Origin of the sequence: Immundisolibacter cernigliae, from assembly GCF_001697225.1 — a bacterium.
In the GTDB taxonomy this organism is placed as follows: domain Bacteria; phylum Pseudomonadota; class Gammaproteobacteria; order Immundisolibacterales; family Immundisolibacteraceae; genus Immundisolibacter; species Immundisolibacter cernigliae.
In genome coordinates this window covers 1,610,000-1,630,301 of record NZ_CP014671.1, presented here as the reverse complement: position 1 = coordinate 1,630,301, position 20,302 = coordinate 1,610,000, and the positions used below count along the sequence as shown (strand labels likewise).

Sequence of the window (20,302 nt, the reverse complement as noted above, 5' to 3'; positions counted from 1 at the left end):
AGCCTATCGCTTGCTGCCCGCCGTGCGCCGCCGGCTGCGGGCGGGCGTCTGGCTGGGGTGGCTGCTCGCCGCCCTGACGTGGGCGAGTCCGGCTGCGCCCGAGCCGGTGGCCGAGGCGCTGCAGGCCGCGCTGGCAGCACCGAGCCTCACCGCCGGACCGCCGCTGTATGCCCCGGAGCTGCTGCGACCGCTGTATGCGGCTCGCGGCCATGCGCCGCTGTGGGACGCTCGGCGCGCGGATGCGGCGCGCGCCGAACTGACGGGCGCAGCCGCGCACGGTCTGCGCGCGGCCGACTACCACCTCGCCGCCATCGATGCGCAACGCGCAGATCGATCCCCAGCCGGGCAGGCCATGCTCGATCTGCTGCTCAGCGACGGCTTGTTGATGCTCGGTTCGCACGTGCGTGGCGGCAAGATCGAGGTCGGCGGGCTCACCCCTCGCCGGCGCTTGCTGGCGGTGGATGCCGATCTGCCGGCGCGCCTGCAGCAGGCCGAATCCGCGGCGGCGTTCCTGTCCGGGCTCAGCTCCTCGTTGGCCGGCTATCCGCGCCTGCAACAGGCCCTGGCGCATTACCGTGCCATCGCTGCCACGGGTGGCTGGCCGCTGCTGCCGGACGGCCCGACCCTGCGGCCGGGTGATCGTGACCCGCTGCTGGCCGTGCTGCGTCAACGCCTGGCGCGCGAGGGCATGGACGGCCCGGTCGGCGATGGCGAGGCGCTGTTCGATGCGCCGCTCGAGGCCGCAGTGCGCCGTTTTCAGGCTCGCCACGGGCTCGACGTCGATGGCGCCATCGGTCGCCAGACGCGCCGGGCGCTGAACACGCCGGCGACAGTGCGTGTCGACCAGCTCATCGCCAATCTGGAGCGTAGGCGCTGGCTGGGCGAGGCGCCAGGGCGGCGTCAGGTACGCGTCAACGTGGCCGCCTTCACGCTGGAGGCCATCGACGGCCCGGCGGTGGCGCTGCGCATGCGCGTGGTGGTGGGACAGCCCTACCGGCCGACGCCGGAATTCTCGGACCGCATCCGCTACCTGGTGCTCAACCCCTACTGGGAAGTGCCGCCGCGACTGGCCGCGCAGGACAAGCTGCCGCTGATCCGTCGCGATCCGGGGTATCTGGCCAGGGAGCATATACGGGTGCTCAGCGGCTGGGCCGAGGATGCGCGCCAGATCGACCCGCCCAGCATCGACTGGCAACGCGTCAGGACCCCGCTGCCGTACCGTTTGCGCCAGGATCCGGGGCCGTGGAATGCGCTCGGGCGCGTCAAGTTCATGTTCCCGAACGGCCATGACGTCTACCTGCACGACACTCCGGCGCGGGCGTTGTTCGCGCACGCCGAGCGCGGTTTCAGTTCCGGCTGCATCCGGCTGCAGGAGCCGCTGGCGCTGGCCGACTGGCTGCTGGCGGGCGACCCGCGCTGGTCGCCCGAGGCGCTGCGCGCGGCCATCGACGGCGGCAACACGCGCACCGTGAACTTGCGTGAGCCGGTGCCGGTCTACCTGCTGTACTGGACCGCCTGGGTGAACAGTGATGGGGCGGTACAGTTTCGACGCGACATCTACGACCGCGATGCGCCGCTGGCGGCGGCGCTCGCCACACCGATTCAGGGAGATTGACCTATGGGCCGGCACTCTTTCGGCCACTGGCTGGCGCGCTGGCTGTGCTGCGCCGTGCTGGGCCCGGCCGGCGTGATGCCGGCACTGGCGGCGCCACTGCAGTTGGCCATGTTGACGCCGGCATCGGGCAGCTCCGGTGGTGCCGGCTTCAGCGTGCGTTGGGGCACCGAGCGCTCGGCGCTGGCGGTCAACCCGCTGGTGGCGCGCGCCGGCCAGGCCATCACCTTGCAGGTCGAGGACGCCGACAGCGGCGCTTTCACACTCGATGCTGGCGCCGGCGCGGTCCAGCGCCTCGCCGCGGCACAGTGGCGCTGGACCGCGCCCGGCAAGCCGGGCGCCTACACGCTGGAAGTTCGACGCGCCGACGGGGCCCGGATGCGCTTCACGGCGTTGGTCACCACGCCGCGTCAGGCGCTGCGCGGCGGCGCGCTGAACGGCTATCTGATCGGCAATTATCCGAGCCACCCCAGCGGCCAGGCGCTGTACCGGCCGCCGGAAGGTTTCATCGAGATCAATGCCCGCAGCGCCGAGCTGCCGCTGACGCCACGCCTGAAGCTGGGGCAATTCGTATGCAAGCAGGCGGCCAGCGGGCCGCGCTACGTGGCGCTTCGCGAGCGGCTGCCGCTGGCGCTGGAGGCGGCCATGGAGCGCTTTGCGCGCGCCGGCATCGCCAGCAGCGGCCTGACCGTGATGAGCGGCTACCGCACGCCGCACTACAACCGCCAGCTGGGCGATACCCGTTTCAGCCGCCATCAGTGGGGCGACGCGGCCGACGTGTTCATCGACGAGGACGGCGACGGGCGCATGGACGACCTCAACGGCGACCGCCGCCATGACCGGGAAGACGCCCGGCTGCTGTTTGAAATCATGGACGCGGCGCAGGGCGAGGCCGGCTGGCAGCGCTTCACCGGCGGCCTGTCGGCCTATCCGCCCAATGCCTACCACGGCGCGTTTCTGCACCTCGACACGCGCGGGGTCAAGGCGCGCTGGTAATCCGTGGCAGACGCTGCGCCCTGGCGTTCGCGCCGGGGGCGGCGCTGCCACGGGAGCGGCCTGGGTCAGGCCCGCCCGAAGCGCTCCTGCGCAAACGCCACCCGCTCGGCCACGCTGGCGCCTTGCCGGCCGTGCGCGTCCACGGTGGCCAGGCGCGGCAGCAGGCCGGTCTGGTTGGCGATCTGGATGTTCAGGCCCGGGCGGGCGTTCATCTCCAGCATCATCGGCCCGAAATCGCGGTCCAGCACGAAGTCCACGCCCAGATACCCCAGGCCGCTGATGTCGTAGCAGCGGGCGGCCAATTCCAGCAGCGTCTCCCACTGCGGCACCTGCACGCCAGTGATGGGGTTGCCGGTGTCGATGTGTTCGTCGATCACCTCGTTGCGCCACACGCCGCGGCCGGTCAGTCCGGTGGCGATGTCGATGCCGGCGCCGATGGCGCCCTGGTGCAGGTTGGCCTTGCCGTCCGAAAGCGCGGTCGGCAGGCGCACCATGGCCAGCACCGGATAGCCCTTGTAGACCACCGTGCGCAGGTCCGGCACGCCCTGGTGCGAGATCGGCTCGAACACCGGGTCGACCTTGACGCGGTACTCGATCATCGCCGCGTCCGGCTGCCCGCCCAGGCTGTACAGGCCCGACAGGGTGTTCGAGACGTGGTGTTCGAGTTCGTCCTCGGTCAGCTGGGCGCCGCTGGCCTTGCGGTAGCGGCCCTTGCGACGCCCGACGATGACCAGCACGCCGTTGCCGCCGCTGCCGTTGACCGGCTTGACGACAAAATCCTCGCGGCCCTCCAGCAGTTTTGGCAGATCCAGGACCTGGTGCTGGATGGCGATCAGGCCGTACAGCTCGGGTACCTGGATGCCGGCCGCCTGGGCCAGGGTCTTGGTGCGCACCTTGTCGTCCACCAGCGGATACAGACGGCGCGGGTTGACCCGGGCGATGAAGTCCCCGTTGCGCTGGTTCATGCCCAGCACGCCGTGCGCTCGCAGCGCCCGTGCCCGTTGCCAGGGGAACGTGATCATCCGGCCAGTGCCTTGAAGCGCCGCAGCTCGGTCAGCCGATAACCGGTGTAGCGGCCCATGGCCAACGTGATGGCCAGCACGATCAGCAGCAGTTCCGGGAACATGAACACCAGGTGCTGCACCTGCCGCTCGGTCATCACCAGATAGGCCAGCGAGGCAGCCAGCAGGCTGCCACCGGCCTGTTGCAGGGCCTCGCGCGGGCCGGCCTCTTCCCAGCCGATCGACATGCGCTCGATGGTCATGGTCAGGATCACCATCGGGAACAGCGCCACCGACAGCCCGGCGCCGATGCCCAGTTGATAGGTCAGCACGCTCAGCATGGCCATCATCAGCACCACCACGGTCAGCACCGAGGCCAGGCGCGGCACCAGCAGGAGCTTGAGCCGCTCCATGTAGAAGCGCGCGCCCAGACCCAGCGCGACGATGCCGGTGAACAGCAGGATGCCGTTCAAAAGCCTGGTTTCCCGAAACGCCAGCGCGATCAGGATCGGCGCGAAGGTGCCGAAGGCCTTGATGCCGACCACGTTGCGCAGCAGCACGATGATCAGCGCCCCCAGCGGCATGGTCAGCACCACCCGGTACACCATCTGCATCTGCACCGGCAGGCTCAGCAGCGAGAACTGCAGCGCCAGTGAGCCGCGCTCGGCGGCGCGCTGGCGGGCCGCGGCCAGGGCCTCGTAGGTGTTCTCGGCGGCCGAGAATTCGAGCCGCAGGTGGCGCACACCGTCGCTGTCGCGCAGCGGCGGCTTGCCGCGCGACCAGACCAGGAAATCGTCCGGTTGGCCCTGCGCCCCGCTCAGCGGGTCCAGGGAAAGCCAGCGCTCGCCGTTGTGGACTTCCAGACGCGTCAGCAGCGGCAGGCGCCGACCTTCCTTCTGGAGCTGGAACCCGTACACCGGACGGGCGGCGATATTGGCCGTGGCCAGAATGCCGGCGGCGACTTCGGCGCGCCGCTGCGGCGAGTCATCACCGGTTAGCAGAAGATTGATGTCGCTGTTGTCGCGGGCACCCAGCCGCTGCAGGGTTTCGACGGCGAAGGTGGCGATGTCCGCCGAGTGGGCCCGAATCTGCTCGACCAGGCTGGCCACCACCGCCGCCTGCGCGTCGCTGAACTGCGGCGGCTCGACCGACGGCGGGCGCGAGCCGGTGGACTGGGCCGTGTCGCGGGCCGGGTAGACCACCGCCTGGTAGTACAGCTCCTGTTCGCCGCGGGCGCGGCGGATGGCCCACAACGCCTCGCGGTCGCCATCCTGCACGGCCGTCGACAGGCCATAGCCGCTCGACACGAAGGTCTCGTCCAGCAGGGCAAAGCCCGGCGGGCGCAGCGGCACCGCAAAGCGCACCTTGACCGGCTTGCCGGACTGCGCGCTGAAGCGGATGCGCGCCTCCACGGTCCAGGCGCCGATGGCGTTGTCGGCCTTGATCGGCACGCCAAGATCGAGCCACTTGTACAGAAAAAGGCTGCCGCCGGCAGTGACCAGCAGCAGGCACAGGATCAGCAAATGACGGTTGCGCAGGACACTACTCCCCGGTGGCGCCGGCCTGACAGCGCGGCTCGCGGACGAAGGTACGGGCCGGATCGACCACCGCCAGGCGCGCCAGCGCCTTGCGCCCCAGCAACAGCGGGTAGATGAAGCGCCCGCGATCGGTCAGGTTGACCTCGACCGTGCGCAGCTCGTCGCCCAGGCACAGCGGCAGGTGGATCACCGGCCGGCGGTCATGCGGGCCGCTGTGGCGCTTGATGCGCACGTAACGCACCACCGGCTGCTCCATGAGCGGCGCTTCCTGAAGCCCCGATCGGCTGACCCGAAAGCGCACCCAGCGCCGGCCGTCACGCTCGAAGGGCGTGATGTCGGTGGCATCCAGCGAGGAGCTGCGCGCGCCGGTATCGAGCTTGGCCTTCAGCCTCAGCGGCTGGCCATCGAGGTGCAATTCCGCGAACTCGACCCAGCCGTACACGCCGCGCGCGGCGGCCGGTGCAGCCAGCAGGCACAACAAAAGGGCAAGCGCGGCGCGGGAGTGGCGCATGGATCGTCGGGCAGAGTGAAAACGTGGGCGGCGGCCGGCCGGCCAAAGCGGCCGGCATTCTATAACAGCGCCTTATGGGCGCCGGTTCAGCGAAACGGATTGCCGGCCTGCAGCGCCAGCAGGCGCTGGTGCAGGCCCGGGTGCTCGGACAGCACCCGGTATTCGAGCAACTTGAGCACGGTACGCAGCGATCGCCACTCGTCCAGCAGCGGCTGCGGGCCGGTCAGCAGCTGGCGGGCCTCGTGCAGGGCGGCGCGCAGGTACTCCGGCGCCGGGCGGGTATCCACCTCGTGTTCCAGGGCGGTCACGATGCGCTCGAACTCGGCCTCCTCCAGCCACACGCCGAAGCAGACGTCGCAGTAATCCACCGTCACCCCGGTGTGGCCGTATTCGAGCGCGTGCAGGGTGCCGTCGCCGGTCGGGCAGCGGCCGCTGCGCGGGGCATGACGGAACTGCTCGGCATCCGACCACAGCTCGACATCCAGAAAGGCCAGGTCCGGATCGACCGCCTCGCGCGCCGCGCGCAGGGCGTGCGCCTCGAACCACAGCCCGCGACAACTAGGGCAGCGCGCCACCGGCACCTGCTGCAACTCGGTGGCCACCAACGCAATGGCGCAGCGGGGGCACTGGGCGGTCATGACACGGGATCTCCTGAAAAACTCATTCGGACAGCACGGGGTAGCCGCGGCCAGCGTAATCGAAACCGTCCAGCTCGAAGTGACGGCGCTCATAGGGCGCATGGCGGTTCAGGTAATAGGCCCGGATCTCGCCGATGCGCCCGTCGCGCAGGCGGTACCACTCGGCGCCGCGCATCAGCTCCGGCGCGCCGCCGGGCGGGCTCCAGCGCAGCGTCCATTCGATGACCGCCTCCTCACCCTGCACGATGCCGTGATCCACCGTCCAGTGACCGCCGATGCGCGGCTGCATGCGCGCCCAGTGCTCGGCCAGCGCCGCGGCGCCGCAAACCGGCGCGTGGTGGGTGAAGTAATGCACCACGTCATCGCAGAACGTGGCCTGCATGGCCGCCCGGTCCGCGGCGTTGCAACCGGCGTAGTAGCGGCGAATCAGGTCCAGCGGCAGCTCGCCGCTCACCCCCGCGGTCCGGCAATCAGCCAGATCAGCAGGCCCAGCACCGGCAACAGCAGGATCAGCACCACCCAGCCCACCTTGGCGCCAGTGCTGGCGCCACTCTGGACCACGTTGATGACGGCCCACACGTCGGCAATCAGGATGAGCAGGCCCAGCAGCCCGCCGACTTCGATACCCATGATGCAGTCTCCTTTTTGTTGGCAACGGCGCAAGGAATGTTCGTAGGTTAACCTTTCCGGGCGCAGCCACGGGGCTGCGACGCAGGAGGAGCGCGCCCGATGAACACCGACAGCGGCCGGCCCGAAGCCGCGCTGGAAGCCCGCGACCGCGCGGCGCTGCGCGCCCTGTTTGGCCTGCCGACGGGTCTGCTGTTGCTCACCTTCGCGTACGCCACCACCCGCTACGTGGTGTTTGGACCGTGGACTGTCGGCCACATTCCGCTGTACGTGCTCAACAAGGCAATTTCCTGGAGCGCGCTGTGGCTGGTGGCGCTCGCACTCGCCCTGGGGCCATTGGCTCGCCTCGCACCGGGACGATTTGCGCGTCACCTGTGGCGACGGCGCTACTTCGGGATCATGGGTTTTGCGCTGGCGTCGCTGCACGTGGTGATGTCGCTGGCCATCCTGAACTATGCCTACTACCGGCAGTTTTTCAGGCAGGCTTTCGAGCTGACGGCGCTGGCGGAATTCTCGATGGCGATGGGCGCGCTGGCCTGGTTCCTGCTGCTGGCGCCCCTGGCCGGCTCGCTGCCCGGCGCACGCGCGCAGATGTCGGCGCGTTACTGGCAGTTACTGCAAAAAATCGGCGTGTTGGGCATGCTGCTGGGCGGCCTGCACGTGAGCTACGGCGTGCCCGGTTGGCTCACGCCGGCGGCATGGTATGGCGGCTTGCCGCCGATCACGCTGTGGTCGGCCAGCGCCGTGGTGATCGCGCTGGCGCTGCGGATGCTGGCGCCGCGCAGTTCCGGAGAGGCGCAATGAATCCCAAGGAAACGCTGAATAAATCCATCCTGGATTTCTCAGCGCCCGCCATCGGAAAAGCGTGGTTTTCCGATGGCTCACAAAATCAGCGGCTTATAGCCACTGATTTCGGCAGCGCATCCCTGCGCTGCGGGAAACGCCGAATACTTCAGCGTTTCCCTAACGCAAGCCTGGTACCGATCGCCGCCGCGCTGCTGGCAAGCGGCGGGCATGCATCCGAAACAGACCCGCGCGGCGCACCCGTTTGGCAGGTGGCGATCGCGCACGACTTTCGCTTGCCCCAGGATGACCCGCCGGTACACCTGTACCCGCCGGCCACGCTGCGCATGGATGGCCTGGGCTGGCTGCGGGCATTTCGGGACGACAGCGGCGCCGTGACCTGGGACCTGCCGGTCGGCCATTCCGGCAACGACGGGCTGATCGCCTGGGGTCGCTGGGGGCATGGTCGCACTGGCGGCGATGGCCGCCATGGCGGCATCGACATTACCGGCGGCGAGGGCGTGCGCAACGCCATCTATTACGTCGCCGGTGCGCCACTGACCGAGGCCGCGACCGGCGCGGCCCGCTATTCCGTGCTGGGCGGACAGGTGTCGCCGACGGCCGGCGAAGGCGGCATGGCGGCTACGACCTTCCTCGAAAATGGCGCGCTGGAAGTCGATTTCGCCGCTGCGCGGGCCACGCTCAAGCTCGCCATCACGGTGCCCAGCGGTCGTTACGATTTAAGCGCGCAGGACCTGCACATCGTCGAGGGCCGTTTCGTGACCACACCGGACAGTCGCCTGACCGTCACCGGGGTACTGTGCTTTGCCGGCTGCACGGCGCGCCTGGAAGGCTTCCTGGCCGGGCCCGCCGGCGAGCGGGCCGGGCTTGCCTACCACATCGACATCGAGGCGCTGACCGAGGACGTCAACGGTGTGGTCGCCTGGCATCGTGACTGAGGCGCTGCCGCGTTCGACCGTCACCGGCCTGCATTGGCCAGCACTGCCGGACAGCGTCGGCGCCAGCCTGCTGGCCGTGCATTACCAGCTGGCGCGAAGTGAGTGGTGGCCGGCCCGACAGCTGACGGCGGCCAGCACCGAGCAACTTGCCGCGCTGCTGCGCCACGCCCGCGACACCGTCCCCGCCTACACCCAACGCCTGGCCGGCCTGCCGCTGGACGATCCCCAGGCGCTGACCGGCGCGTGGCACCAGCTGCCGCTGCTGCGCCGGGCCGAGGCACAGGCGCTGGGGGATGAGCTGCACAGCCGGGCCGTGCCGGCCGACCACGGGCGAGTCATCGAGTACCACACCTCCGGCTCCACCGGCCGGCCGCTGCGCGGCGTCGAGACCGAACTCAGCCATTTCTTTTTCGGGGCGCTGAACCTGCGCGAGCACCTGTGGCAGCGGCGCGACTTCGCCGGCACCTTCGCAGCCATTCGTACCAAAGTCGCGGACGCGCACCTGCCCGGCTGGGGTCGCGCCATCGAGGCGGTGTTCAGGACCGGCCCGGCCGTGACGCTGCCCATCCACACGCCGCTCGATCAACAGCTCGACTGGCTGCTGGAACACGATCCGGACTATCTGCTGACGCATCCGAGCAACCTGCGCGGCCTGCTGCTGGCGGCGCGCGATCGCGGCGTGCGGCCGGCCCGCCTGCGCGGGCTCGGCAGCTTCGGCGAGCAGCTGCCGGACGACCTGCATGGCCTGTGCCGGGACGTGTGGGGCCTGTCCCTGGCGGACGTCTACAGCTGCGAGGAAGCCGGCTACATCGCCCTGCAATGCCCGCAGGTGGAGGGGCACTACCACGTGCAGGCCGAGCATCTGCTGGTCGAGGTGCTGGACGCCGCCGGCCAACCGTGCGCTGCGGGCGCTACCGGCGAGGTGGTGCTGACCACGCTGCACAACTTCGCCATGCCGCTGATCCGCTATGCGATCGGCGACTTTGCCCAGGTCGGTCCCCCGTGCCCGTGCGGGCGCGGCCTGCCGGTGCTGCGGCGCATTCACGGCCGGGCGCGCAATCTGCTGCGCCTGCCGGATGGCAGCCGGCAGTGGCCGTCGTTTCCGGCCGATGACTGGCTGGCCATCGCGCCGGTACGTCAGTTCCGTCTGCGCCAGACGGCCATCGAGCGGATCGAGGTGGAGCTGGTCACTGCCCGGCCGCTGGAGTCGGCCGAAGAAAGCGCCTTGCGACAGATGCTGCAAAGCCGGTTGGGCCACCCGTTCCAGATCGTGCTGCAGCCGGTCGCCGACATACCGCGTTCGCCGGGCGGCAAGTTCGAGGATTTCGTGTGCGAGATCGACGCCTGAACGCAGTGCGGACGGCTTGCCGGGCGCCGCGGAACAGGCAGTTGACGGTACCTGATAGACTACGCCGTCAATTCTCCGTCTTTAGTCAGGTTTCCTGCATGGCCCGTATCACTGTTGAAGACTGCCTCGCCAACGCCGAAAGCCGTTTCGATCTGGTGCTGATGGCAGCACGCCGGGCGCGCCAGCTGTCACTGGGACGCGCGCCGCTGGTGGAAGCGGAGAACGACAAGCCGACGGTGATCGCGCTGCGCGAAATCGCCGCCGGCAAGATCGACCGCAGCGTGCTGGAGCCCGAGGAACTGCATCTGTTCCTGACCGCGGAAGAGCTGGCCGAACAGCGTGCAACCGCCGGCTGGGAGCAGGCACTCGACGCCGCCGCCCACGTCGACCTCACCCATCCCCCCACCGAGGGGTCCGCCCCCACGGCGGACGAGGCGCCCTGAGCGCACCGGCACCCGCCATCCAGGCCAGCGGCATCGAGTCGCTGGCCCGCAGGCTCGCTGCCTACCTGCCGCCGGACGACGTCGCCGCCGTGCGGCGTGCCCACGCCTTCGGCGCCCAGGCCCACTCCGGCCAGCAGCGCAAGACCGGCGAGCCGTACATCGCCCATCCGCTGGCGGTGGCCGAAATCCTCGCCGACCTGCACGTCGACGGCGACACGCTGTGCGCGGCGCTGCTGCACGACGTCATCGAGGACACCGCCGCCACCCGCGCGCAGATCGCCGAGCAGTTCGGCGAGGAAGTGGCCGCGCTGGTGGATGCCGTCACCAAGCTGACGCAGATTCGCTTCGACACCCGCGAGCAGGCGCAGGCGGCGTACTTTCGCAAGATGATGCTGGCGGTGGCCGGCGACCTGCGGGTGATGCTGATCAAGCTGGCCGACCGCCTGCACAACATGCGCACGCTGGGCCACCTGGAGCCCGACAAGCGGCGGCGCATCGCCCGCGAAACCCTCGAGATATACGCACCCATAGCCAACCGCCTGGGGATGCACCAGCTGCGCAGCGAGCTGGAGGAACTGGGCTTCGTGGCGCTGTATCCACTGCGCAGCCGGGTGCTGGACGAGGCCCTGCGCCGGGCCCGCGGCAACCGCCACGACCTGGTCGGCAAGATCGAAACCGCGCTGCGGCACAGCCTGGAAGCGGCCGGCATCCGCTACCGCCTGGTCAGCCGCGAGAAACACCTGTACAGCGTCTACCAGAAGATGCGTGAGGACCGCATTCCGCTCAGCGAGGTGTACGACGTGTACGCGCTGCGCATCGTGGTCGAGACGGTCGACGACTGCTACCGGGTGCTTGGTCTGGTCCACAACACCTACAAGCCGCTGCCGCAGCGCTTCAAGGACTACATCGCCATTCCCAAGACCAACGGCTACCAGTCCCTGCACACGGCGCTGTTCACACCCTACGGCGTGCCGGCGGAAATCCAGATCCGTACCGAGGAAATGGACCGCGTGGCCAACGAGGGCGTCGCCGCGCACTGGTCCTACAAGGATCCGAGCGGTGGGGGCCGTCCCCAGCAGCGCGCCCGCGAGTGGCTGCAGAGCCTGCTGGAACTGCAACGCAACGCCGGTGACCCGCAGGACTTCCTGGACTCGGTCAAGGTCGACCTGTTTCCGGACGAGGTCTACGTGTTCACGCCCAAGGGCCTCATCCTGGCCCTGCCGGCCGGCGCCACGGCGGTGGATTTCGCCTATGCCGTGCACTCGGACATCGGCAACCACTGCGTGGCGGTGCGTGTCGATCGGCGCCTGGCGCCCCTCAGCAGCGCGCTCGAAACCGGCCAGACGGTCGAGATAATCACCGCCCGCACCGCCACGCCGCACCCGAGCTGGCTCAGTTTCGTCGTCACCGGCAAGGCGCGCGCCGCCATCCGGCATTTCCTGAAGAACATCGATCACCAGAAGGCGGTGGAGCTCGGCAGACGCCTGCTGGAGATCGAACTGGCACGCCTGGGCACGCCGATGGCGCAGGTGCCGGAACAGAACATCGCCGGCCTGCTGCGGGAATTCAGCGCCAAGGCGATGGACGACCTGCTGGAGGATGTCGGCCTGGGCAAACGCCTGGCGGCGGTGGTGGCCACGCACCTGGTCAGTGGCATGCCGCAGACCACGGGCCGGCCGCCGCGCTCCGGTCTGCGCCGGGCCCTGGCGCGGGTGGCGCCGCGCTGGCTGGTTGGCAAGGATGGCCACAGTGCACCGCTGGCCATCAAGGGCACCGAGGGGCTGGTGGTCAGCTACGGCAAGTGCTGCCGGCCGATTCCGGGCGACCCGATCCGCGGCTACGTCAGCGCCGGGCGCGGCGTAGTGATCCACGTCGATGGCTGTCCCAGTACCGCCGAGTTCGCCAAGCAGCCCGACAAGTGGCTGGATGTCGAATGGCAGCCGGCCGGCGACGCCCGCTTTCCGGTCGACATTCGCGTCGAGGTGGTCGACCAGCGCGGCGAGCTGGCGACCCTGGCCGCCGCCATCGCCGACATGGACTGCAACATCGCCAACGTGCAGCTGAACAACCGCGACGGCATCCACGCGGTCGACGATTTCACGCTCGAAGTCCGCGACCGGGTCCACCTGGCGCGCATCATGAAACGCCTGCGCACGCTCAAGTCCGTGCGCCGCATCATCCGCAAACGAGGCTGATCCATGTCCTTGAACGCCGTCACCAGCGACCGCGCGCCGGCTGCCATCGGCCCCTACTCGCAGGCCATCCGGGCCGGCAGCACGGTATACCTGTCCGGGCAGATTCCACTGGATCCGGTCAGCGGCGAGCTGATCGGCGGCGACATCGAGGCGCAGGCGGTGCGCGTGTTCGAGAATCTGAAGGCCGTCGCCGAGGCAGCCGGCGGCACGCTGCGCCAGGCGGTCAAGATCACCATCTACCTGACCGACCTGTCCCATTTCGCAACCGTGAACGCGGTCATGGCGCGCTATTTCGAACCGCCCTACCCGGCCCGGGCGACGCTGGGCGTGGCGGCCCTGCCGCGTGGCGCGGCGGTGGAGGCCGACGCCATCCTGGTGCTGGGCTGACCTGCAGCGCTCGACTCGCGAATGGCTACCGCCGCAGCCAGCCGGCCCGCTGCCGCGGCGTCGGCCCTGGCCGCGCTGCCGGGGGTGGGCTCCGCTCTGATCGGCCGACTGGCGCTGCTGGGCATCACCCAGCCGGCCGACCTGCTGCTGCACCTGCCGCTGCGTTATGAAGACCGCAGCCAGCTGGTGCCGATCGGCAGTCTGCGCGAGGGCCAGCAGGCGCTTATCCGCGGTCGCATCGAAGCGGCCGAACTCGGCCAGGGACGCCGGCGTGCGCTGCTGGTCAGCCTGGTCGACGCGCAGGCCGGCATCACGCTGCGGTTCTTCCACTTCCGTCCGCCGCAGCTGCAGCAGCTGCAAGCGGGCGTGTGGCTGGAATGTTATGGCGAGGTCCGGTCCGGGCCGTTTCGGCTGGAGATGGTCCACCCCGAGTATCGGCTGCTCCCGAGCGGCGCCGACGAACCGCTGCCGCAGTCCACGCTGACGCCGGTCTATCCGACCACCGCAGGGCTCACGCAGGCCACGCTGCGGCGCCTGATCGGCGCGGCGCTTGCGCGCTGCGAGCAGTTCTTGCCGGAACTGCTGCCGGCCGGCCTGCGCACGGCGCAGCAGCTGCCGGATCTGCCGACTGCGCTGCGCTGCCTGCACCAGCCGTCGGCTGCGGCCGCGCTCGACCAGCGCCCGGCGGCCCTGCACCGGCTGGCGCTCGAGGAACTGCTGGCGCATCACCTGAGCCTGCGTCAGCGGCGGCGCCAGCGCCAGACCCGCCGGGCACCCTCGATTGCCGCCAGCGGCGCGCTGCGCGGGCGCTTGCTCGAATCGCTGCCATTCGCGCTCACCGCCGCCCAGAGGCGCGTCATCGACGAGACCCTGGCGGACCTGGCCAAGCCCCATCCCATGCTGCGCCTGCTGCAAGGGGATGTGGGCTCCGGCAAGACGCTGGTGGCAGCGGCGATCGCGCTGCAGGCGGTCGAGGCCGGCTGGCAGGCGGTCATCATGGCGCCGACCGAGCTGCTGGCCGAGCAGCATTTTCGAAACTTCTGTCGCTGGCTGCCGCCGCTGGGCATCGATCCGGTCTGGCTGGCCGGGCGCCATGGCGGGCGAACGCGCACCGGCATCCTGGCCGATATCGAATCCGGCCGCGCGCCACTGGTGGTGGGCACGCACGCGCTGTTCCAGGACGATGTGCGCTTTGCGCGCTTAGGGCTGGTGGTGATCGACGAACAGCACCGCTTTGGCGTGCACCAGCGTCTGGCCCTGCGCGCCAAGGGCGACGACGGCGCGCAGGCGCCACACCAGCTGATCATGACCGCCACCCCCATCCCGCGCTCGCTCGCCATGACCTTCTACGCCGACCTCGACACCTCGGTCATCGACGAGCTGCCGCCCGGTCGCACACCGGTACAGACCCTGGCCGTGCCGCGCCGGCGCAAGGACGAACTGCTGGCCGCCATTGCCGCCACCTGCGCCCGCGGCGAGCAGGCCTACTGGGTCTGTCCGCTGATCGAGGAATCGGAAGTACTCGCCCTGTCGGCCGCCACCGAGACGGCCGCGGAGCTGACGGCGGCACTGCCGCAGCTGCGCATCGGCCTGCTGCACGGGCGCATGAAAAGCCGCGACAAGGAAACCGTGATGGGGGCCTTCCAGCGCCGCGAAACCGACCTGCTGGTTGCCACCACCGTGATCGAGGTTGGCGTGGACGTGCCCAACGCCACGCTGATGGTGATCGATCACGCCCAGCGGCTGGGCCTGGCGCAATTGCATCAGCTGCGCGGCCGGGTGGGACGCGGCAGCGCCGACAGCCGCTGCGTGCTGCTCTACCAACCACCGCTGTCCGGCGAGGCGCGCGCGCGGCTGGCGGCCATGCGCGAGACCAGCGACGGTTTCGAGATCGCCCGCCGCGACCTTGACCTGCGTGGCCCCGGCGAGCTGCTGGGCACGCGCCAGACCGGCGCCATCAACCTGCGGGTGGCTGACCTGGAGCGCGACCGGGCGCTGCTGACGCGCCTGCCGGCGCTGGCAAGCCGCCTGGAACAGGAAGCGCCCGCGGCGGTGCCAAGGCTCATCGACCGCTGGTTGGGCCGCGGCCTGGCCTACGGCGAGGTGTGAGCCGATGACCGCCTGGCGGTGGTTGGCCGCGCGCCTGCAAGCCTATGCCGAGCTGACGCGCCTGCACCGGCCGATCGGCAGCCTGCTGCTGCTGTGGCCGACCTGGTGGGCGCTGTGGCTGGCCAGCAACGGCCTGCCGGATCCGAAGATCCTGGCCGTGTTCACGGCCGGCGTGTTGACCATGCGCTCGGCCGGCTGCGCCATCAACGATTACCTCGACCGCGATGTCGACCGCCATGTGGAACGCACGCGCCACCGCCCGCTGGCGCGCGGCGCCATCCGGCCCGTCGAGGCGCTGGTGATCTGCGTGCTGCTGCTGACGGCCTCGCTGGCGCTGGTGCTCACCCTGAACCGGCGCACCCAGGAACTGGCCGTGATCGGTGCCCTGCTGGCCGTGACCTATCCACTCGGCAAGCGCCTGACGCACCTGCCGCAGATCTATCTGGGCCTGGCCTTCGGCTGGGGCATCCCGATGGCCTACGCCGCGGTACAGGACAAGGTGCCGCCCATCGCCTGGCTGCTGCTGATCGCCAACGTGTTCTGGACCGTTGCCTACGACACCTTCTACGCCATGGCGGACCGCGCCGACGACATCAAGGTGGGCATCAAATCGACTGCCATCCTGTTCGGCGAGGACGACCGCCTGATCATCGGCGTGCTGCAGGCAAGCGCCCTGGCCACGCTGGCACTGGTCGGCTGGAACGCCCGCTTGAGCCCGTGGTTCTACGGCGGCCTCGGCCTGGCGGCGCTCACGGCGCTGCACCATCAGTACCTCGCCCGGCGCCGCGAGCCGGCCGCCTGCTTCAGGGCCTTCGTGGCCAACAACTGGTTCGGTGCCGCGGTGTTCGCCGGCATTGCCGCCCACTACGGGATGAATCCGTGAGCCGCGATCTGCGAGCGTTCATTGCCCGCCTGGAGGCGCTGGGGGAGCTGAAGCGCATCGCCGTGCCGGTCGACCCGCATCTGGAAGTGACCGAGATCTGCGACCGCGTGCTGCGGGCCGGCGGGCCGGCGCTGCTGTTCGAGCGCCCGGTCGGCCACGCCATGCCGCTGCTGGCCAATCTGTTCGGCAGCGTGCGGCGGGTGGCGCTGGGCCTAGGGCGCGAGACGGTCGCCGATCTTCGGGAGCTGGGCGAGCAGCTGGCCATGCTGCGCGAACCCCAGCCGCCCGGCGGCCTGCGCGAGGCCTGGCGACAACTGCCGATCTACCGACAGGCGCTGGCCATGCGCCCGCGGCGCGTCGGCAGCGGGCCGGTTCGGGAACAGGTATTCGAGGGCGAAGCCGTCGACCTGGGCACGCTGCCCATCCAGACCTGCTGGCCGGACGATGCCGGGCCGCTGCTGAGTTGGGGTCTGGTGGTCACCCGCGGCCCGCACGGTGGGCGGCAGAACGTCGGCATTTACCGGCAGCAACTGATCGGCCGCAATCGCCTGATCATGCGCTGGCTGGCGCACCGCGGCGGGGCGCTCGACTACCAGGCCTGGCAGGCGGCGCGGCCCGGCGAACCGTTTCCGGTGGCGGTGGTGGTGGGTGCCGACCCGGCCACGCTGCTGGCGGCGGTGATGCCGATTCCGGACGGCATGTCCGAGTACCAGTTCGCCGGCCTGCTGCGCGGCGAGCGCACCGAGCTTCTGGCCTGTGCGGACAGCGGCCTCGACGTACCGGCCGGCGCCGAGATCGTGCTCGAAGGGGTGATCCGGTCCGGCGACGAGGCCGACGAGGGCCCGTTCGGCGATCACACCGGCTACTACAACGAGACCGAACGCTACCCGGTGCTGACCGTGCAGTGCCTGTCCAGGCGCCGTGACGCGATCTACCACAGCACCTACACCGGCCGGCCGCCCGACGAGCCAGCCATGCTGGGGGCAGCGCTGAACGAGCTGTTCGTGCCGCTGCTGCGCCGACAGTTCCCGGAGGTGGTGGACTTCTACCTGCCACCGGAGGGCTGCTCGTACCGGGTGGCGCTGGTGTCGATCCGCAAGCAGTACCCAGGGCACGCGTCGCGGCTGATGTTCGGCGTCTGGTCGACCCTGCGCCAGTTCCTGTACACCAAGTTCGTCGTGGTGGTGGACGAGGACATCGACGTGCGCAGCTGGCAGGACGTGGTATGGGCCATCAGCACCCGCGTCGATCCGGCCCGGGACATCCTGCTGGCCGAGCGCACGCCGATCGACACGCTCGATTTCGCCTCGCCGCAGCCGGGTCTGGGTTCCAAGATGGGCCTGGATGCCACCAACAAATGGCCCGGCGAGACCACGCGCGAGTGGGGCCGGCCGATTCGGATGAACGCGGCGGTCAAGGCGCGGGTGGACGACCTGTGGGCGCAGCTGGGGCTGTGAATCCGGGCCCGGCGGGTAGCCCGCACCGCTGACCGGCAAGCCCGGCCGTGGTCTGCGATCGCTGACGGCCCGGCCCGGCATTGGCGGGTGCGTATAATCAGGCCGTTTTTTGCCGCAAACACGCCCGGCTGTGTATGCCCTTACAGACCCATGCCACGGAAGACACTGTGACCGAAACATCCGCCGTCGCGCAGCGCGTGGACTCCTTCAGCCATGACCAGCTGCTGCGCTGCGCGCGCGGCGAGCTGTTCGGCCCCGGCAACGCGCAGCTACCGCTGCCGCCCATGCTGATGTTCGACCGCATCACGCACATCAGCGACCACGGCGGCCAGTTCGGCCGCGGCGAAATTCGCGCCGAACTGGACGTGCGGCCGGACCTGTGGTTTTTCGGCTGTCATTTCGAGGGCGATCCGGTCATGCCCGGCTGCCTGGGCCTGGACGCCATGTGGCAGCTGGTCGGCTTTTATCTGGGCTGGATCGGCGGCCCGGGTCGCGGGCGGGCGCTGGGCGCCGACGAAGTGAAGTTCGGCGGCGAAGTCACGCCGGCCGCGCGCCTGGTCAGCTACCACATCCACATGAAGCGCGTGATCCAGCGCAAGCTGTTCATGGGCATCGCCGATGCCACCGTGGCGGTCGACGGCAACCCCATCTATACCGCCAGCGGCCTGCGGGTGGGCCTGTTCACCAACACCTTCGAGAGCGCACCGTGAGACGCGTCGTCATCACCGGGCTGGGCATCGTGTCCAGCATCGGCACCACCCAGGCACAGGTCGCAGATTCGCTGCGCGAAGTCCGTTCCGGCATCGAGTTCAGCGAGGAATACCGCGAGCTGGGCTTTCGCAGCCAGGTGCACGGCCCGCTGCGCATCTCGCCCGAGGAACACATCGACCGCAAGCTGCTGCGCTTCATGGGCGATGCCGCCGCCTATTCGCACATCGCCATGGTCGAGGCCATCGTCGACGCCGGGCTGACCGAGGCCGAGGTTTCGAATCCGCGCACCGGCCTGGTTGCCGGCTCCGGCGGCGCCTCGACCGCCAACACCGTGCTGGCAGCAGACACCCTGCGCGAGAAAGGCGCCCGCCGCGTCGGGCCGTACATGGTGCCGCGCACCATGTCGAGCACGGTCGCCGCCTGCCTGGGCACCGCCTTCAAGATCAAGGGCGTGGGCTATTCCATCTCGTCCGCCTGCGCCACCTCCGCCCACTGCATCGGCAACGCCGCGGAGCTGATCCAGGCCGGCAAGCAGGACGTGGTGTTCGCCGGCGGCGGCGAGGAATTGCACTGGACCGAATCGGTGCTGTTCGACGGCATGGGCGCGCTGTCGTCGGCCTACAACGATCGCGCCGCGGTCGCCTCCCGTGCCTACGACGCCGACCGCGACGGCTTCGTCATCTCCGGCGGTGGCGGCATCGTGGTGGTGGAAGCGCTCGATCACGCGCTGGCCCGCGGCGCCAAGATTTATGGCGAGCTGGTCGGCTATGGCGCCACCTCGGACGGCTTCGACATGGTGCAGCCGTCCGGTGAAGGGGCGGTGCGCTGCATGCGTCAGGCGCTGGGCGACATTCCGCTCACGGACATCGAGTATCTGAACACCCACGGCACCAGCACGCCGGTCGGCGACAGTCGCGAACTGGAGGCCGTGCGCGAGGTGTTTGGGGAACAGGTTCCGGCATTCAGTTCCACCAAGTCGCTCACCGGCCATTCGCTGGGCGCCGCCGGCGTGCACGAGGCCATCTATTGCCTGCTGATGATGCGCGGCGGTTTCATCACGCCGTCCGCGCACATCGAGCGGCTCGATCCGGCGGCCGAAGGCCTGCCGCTGGTGCGCGAATTGCGCGACGGTGTGCGTCTGGATACGGTGATGTCGAACAGCTTCGGCTTCGGCGGCACCAACGCCACACTGGTGCTGCGCCGCTACAACGGCTGAAGCCCCAGCCCGAAAGCGGCCACATGAAAAAGGCGGGGCCGGCAATGCCGACCCCGCCTTTTTGTTGGTCGCGATAATCCAGGCGCGGCTTATTTCTTGACCTGCGCCACCATGTAATCGACCGCGGCCTGAACCTGGGCGTCGCTCAGGTTCATGAAACCACCCTTGGGTGGCATGGCGCGAATGCCCTGCAGCGAGTGCTGGTGCAGCACCTCGATGCCCTGCGCGATGCGCGGCGTCCAGTCTTCGGCGCTGCCGAGCTTGGGCGCGCCGGCGACACCGGAGGCATGGCAGGAGAAGCAGGCCTGCTGGTAGACGGCGGCGCCATCCACCGGTCCGGCATCGGCCGCGGCGGTGGCGGCCATGCCGCCGGCCGGCGCGCCGGGACCGCCGATCTGCACTTCACCGACCGGCTTGATGCGCTCGTTGGCCAGGGCGGCGACGCTCGGGTCGACCTTGGCCGGGCGCATGGCACCGACCGCGAACACGGCAATACCGGCAATCAGGAACGTGAGGGCAACCAGGGACAGCAGAACAACGGTGAAGGCGCTGGCGGAATTGTCGCCAGCCGGGGCGGAATGGGCGTTCACAAAAACTCCTTGCAGGAACAGAAACAGGCTTGGGGACGCTGCCAACGCAGCGGGCGCAAGTATACCGGCCACCGACCGGCTTCCGATAAGAAGGTTCAGCCGCCTTGCCCGCCATCAAGTCAGCCCTTCCGTCGCGGCCCGCCCCGGACATCCTGCTAAACTTCACGCCCCGCGCCCTTAGCTCAGCTGGATAGAGTGTTGGCCTCCGAAGCCAAAGGTCAGAGGTTCGAATCCTCTAGGGCGCACCAGTCTCCTTGTGTGTCGGCGGTCGTGGCGTGGGCGGCGCAAGGCCTGCCTC

Annotated in this window: 20 protein-coding genes and 1 tRNA gene; 14 read left to right on the top strand and 7 right to left on the bottom strand. The window is 69.6% G+C overall.

All coding sequences use genetic code 11. The features are described 5' to 3' along the window. The first annotated feature begins 10 nt into the window (after positions 1-10). Positions 11-1,615 (top strand): L,D-transpeptidase family protein, encoded by a 1,605-nt coding sequence (locus tag PG2T_RS16860; protein ID WP_083214824.1) that lies wholly within the window; start codon positions 11-13, stop codon positions 1,613-1,615. Between the two features lie 3 nt (positions 1,616-1,618). After that, positions 1,619-2,608 carry a D-Ala-D-Ala carboxypeptidase family metallohydrolase gene (locus tag PG2T_RS07760; RefSeq protein WP_068803973.1) on the top strand — a complete coding sequence of 330 codons (990 nt, stop codon included), beginning with the start codon at positions 1,619-1,621 and terminating at the stop codon, positions 2,606-2,608. A 65-nt stretch (positions 2,609-2,673) separates the two neighbouring features. On the opposite strand, the gene PG2T_RS07755 is transcribed toward PG2T_RS07760, so the two are convergent. The 6 genes from PG2T_RS07755 to PG2T_RS07730 form a co-directional block, all read right to left on the bottom strand. Beyond that, positions 2,674-3,630 (bottom strand): alpha-L-glutamate ligase-like protein, encoded by a 957-nt coding sequence (locus PG2T_RS07755; protein WP_068803971.1) that lies wholly within the window; start codon positions 3,628-3,630, stop codon positions 2,674-2,676. After that, positions 3,627-5,132: an inactive transglutaminase family protein gene (locus PG2T_RS07750; RefSeq protein WP_202816278.1), complete on the bottom strand. Its 1,506-nt coding sequence runs from the start codon at positions 5,130-5,132 to the stop codon at positions 3,627-3,629. Before PG2T_RS07750 ends, PG2T_RS07755 begins: the two co-directional genes overlap by 4 nt. 19 nt (positions 5,133-5,151) lie before the next feature. Further along, on the bottom strand, positions 5,152-5,658 hold the full coding sequence (locus PG2T_RS07745) for an ATP-dependent zinc protease family protein (protein ID WP_068803967.1): 507 nt from the start codon (positions 5,656-5,658) through the stop codon (positions 5,152-5,154). 86 nt (positions 5,659-5,744) lie between these two features. Then, complete coding sequence (locus tag PG2T_RS07740; RefSeq protein ID WP_068803965.1) at positions 5,745-6,296, bottom strand: TFIIB-type zinc ribbon-containing protein; 552 nt, start codon at positions 6,294-6,296, stop codon at positions 5,745-5,747. Between the two features lie 22 nt (positions 6,297-6,318). Then, positions 6,319-6,750, bottom strand: a complete 432-nt coding sequence (locus PG2T_RS07735; RefSeq protein ID WP_068803963.1) for a nuclear transport factor 2 family protein — start codon at positions 6,748-6,750, stop codon at positions 6,319-6,321. Then, a complete protein-coding gene (locus PG2T_RS07730) occupies positions 6,747-6,926 on the bottom strand; it encodes a PLDc N-terminal domain-containing protein (protein ID WP_068803961.1) in 180 nt (59 codons plus the stop codon). The genes PG2T_RS07735 and PG2T_RS07730 overlap by 4 nt, the downstream gene beginning before the upstream one ends. A gap of 99 nt (positions 6,927-7,025) precedes the next feature. On the opposite strand from PG2T_RS07730, the gene PG2T_RS07725 reads away from it, so the two are divergent. The 11 genes from PG2T_RS07725 to fabB all read left to right on the top strand — a co-directional run bounded on the left by PG2T_RS07725 (position 7,026) and on the right by fabB (position 19,414). Beyond that, complete coding sequence (locus PG2T_RS07725; protein WP_068803959.1) at positions 7,026-7,727, top strand: ferric reductase-like transmembrane domain-containing protein; 702 nt, start codon at positions 7,026-7,028, stop codon at positions 7,725-7,727. A gap of 275 nt (positions 7,728-8,002) precedes the next feature. Then, positions 8,003-8,665, top strand: a complete 663-nt coding sequence (locus PG2T_RS07720) for a hypothetical protein (RefSeq protein ID WP_145931041.1) — start codon at positions 8,003-8,005, stop codon at positions 8,663-8,665. Next, positions 8,658-10,013 carry a phenylacetate--CoA ligase family protein gene (locus PG2T_RS07715; RefSeq protein WP_158513165.1) on the top strand — a complete coding sequence of 452 codons (1,356 nt, stop codon included), beginning with the start codon at positions 8,658-8,660 and terminating at the stop codon, positions 10,011-10,013. The genes PG2T_RS07720 and PG2T_RS07715 overlap by 8 nt, the downstream gene beginning before the upstream one ends. A 98-nt stretch (positions 10,014-10,111) precedes the next feature. Next, positions 10,112-10,456, top strand: coding sequence for a DNA-directed RNA polymerase subunit omega (gene rpoZ / locus PG2T_RS17010; protein WP_068803955.1), 345 nt, complete (start codon positions 10,112-10,114; stop codon positions 10,454-10,456). Next, on the top strand, positions 10,453-12,651 hold the full coding sequence (locus PG2T_RS07705) for a RelA/SpoT family protein (protein ID WP_418268534.1): 2,199 nt from the start codon (positions 10,453-10,455) through the stop codon (positions 12,649-12,651). The genes rpoZ and PG2T_RS07705 overlap by 4 nt, the downstream gene beginning before the upstream one ends. 3 nt (positions 12,652-12,654) lie before the next feature. Beyond that, entirely contained in the window at positions 12,655-13,038 is a 384-nt protein-coding gene (locus PG2T_RS07700) for a RidA family protein (RefSeq protein ID WP_068803951.1), read from the top strand. 21 nt (positions 13,039-13,059) lie between these two features. After that, positions 13,060-15,147 carry an ATP-dependent DNA helicase RecG gene (gene recG, locus PG2T_RS07695; RefSeq protein ID WP_068803949.1) on the top strand — a complete coding sequence of 696 codons (2,088 nt, stop codon included), beginning with the start codon at positions 13,060-13,062 and terminating at the stop codon, positions 15,145-15,147. Positions 15,148-15,151: 4 nt separating this feature from the next. Next, positions 15,152-16,030 (top strand): 4-hydroxybenzoate octaprenyltransferase, encoded by an 879-nt coding sequence (gene ubiA, locus PG2T_RS07690; protein ID WP_068803947.1) that lies wholly within the window; start codon positions 15,152-15,154, stop codon positions 16,028-16,030. After that, a complete protein-coding gene (ubiD, locus tag PG2T_RS07685) occupies positions 16,027-17,487 on the top strand; it encodes a 4-hydroxy-3-polyprenylbenzoate decarboxylase (RefSeq protein WP_068803945.1) in 1,461 nt (486 codons plus the stop codon). The genes ubiA and ubiD overlap by 4 nt, the downstream gene beginning before the upstream one ends. Positions 17,488-17,654: 167 nt before the next feature. Next, a complete protein-coding gene (gene fabA / locus PG2T_RS07680) occupies positions 17,655-18,197 on the top strand; it encodes a 3-hydroxyacyl-[acyl-carrier-protein] dehydratase FabA (protein ID WP_241270814.1) in 543 nt (180 codons plus the stop codon). Then, the gene (gene fabB, locus PG2T_RS07675) at positions 18,194-19,414 is read left to right on the top strand and encodes a beta-ketoacyl-ACP synthase I (protein WP_068803942.1); all 1,221 of its coding nucleotides are present in this window, start codon (positions 18,194-18,196) and stop codon (positions 19,412-19,414) included. The genes fabA and fabB overlap by 4 nt, the downstream gene beginning before the upstream one ends. Positions 19,415-19,503: 89 nt before the next feature. Here fabB and PG2T_RS07670 read toward each other — a convergent pair whose 3' ends face one another. Further along, the gene (locus tag PG2T_RS07670; protein ID WP_145931040.1) at positions 19,504-20,004 is read right to left on the bottom strand and encodes a c-type cytochrome; all 501 of its coding nucleotides are present in this window, start codon (positions 20,002-20,004) and stop codon (positions 19,504-19,506) included. A 171-nt stretch (positions 20,005-20,175) separates the two neighbouring features. Between PG2T_RS07670 and PG2T_RS07665 the strand changes: the two genes are divergently transcribed. Next, positions 20,176-20,252 (top strand) — tRNA-Arg (locus tag PG2T_RS07665). Positions 20,253-20,302 lie beyond the last annotated feature (50 nt).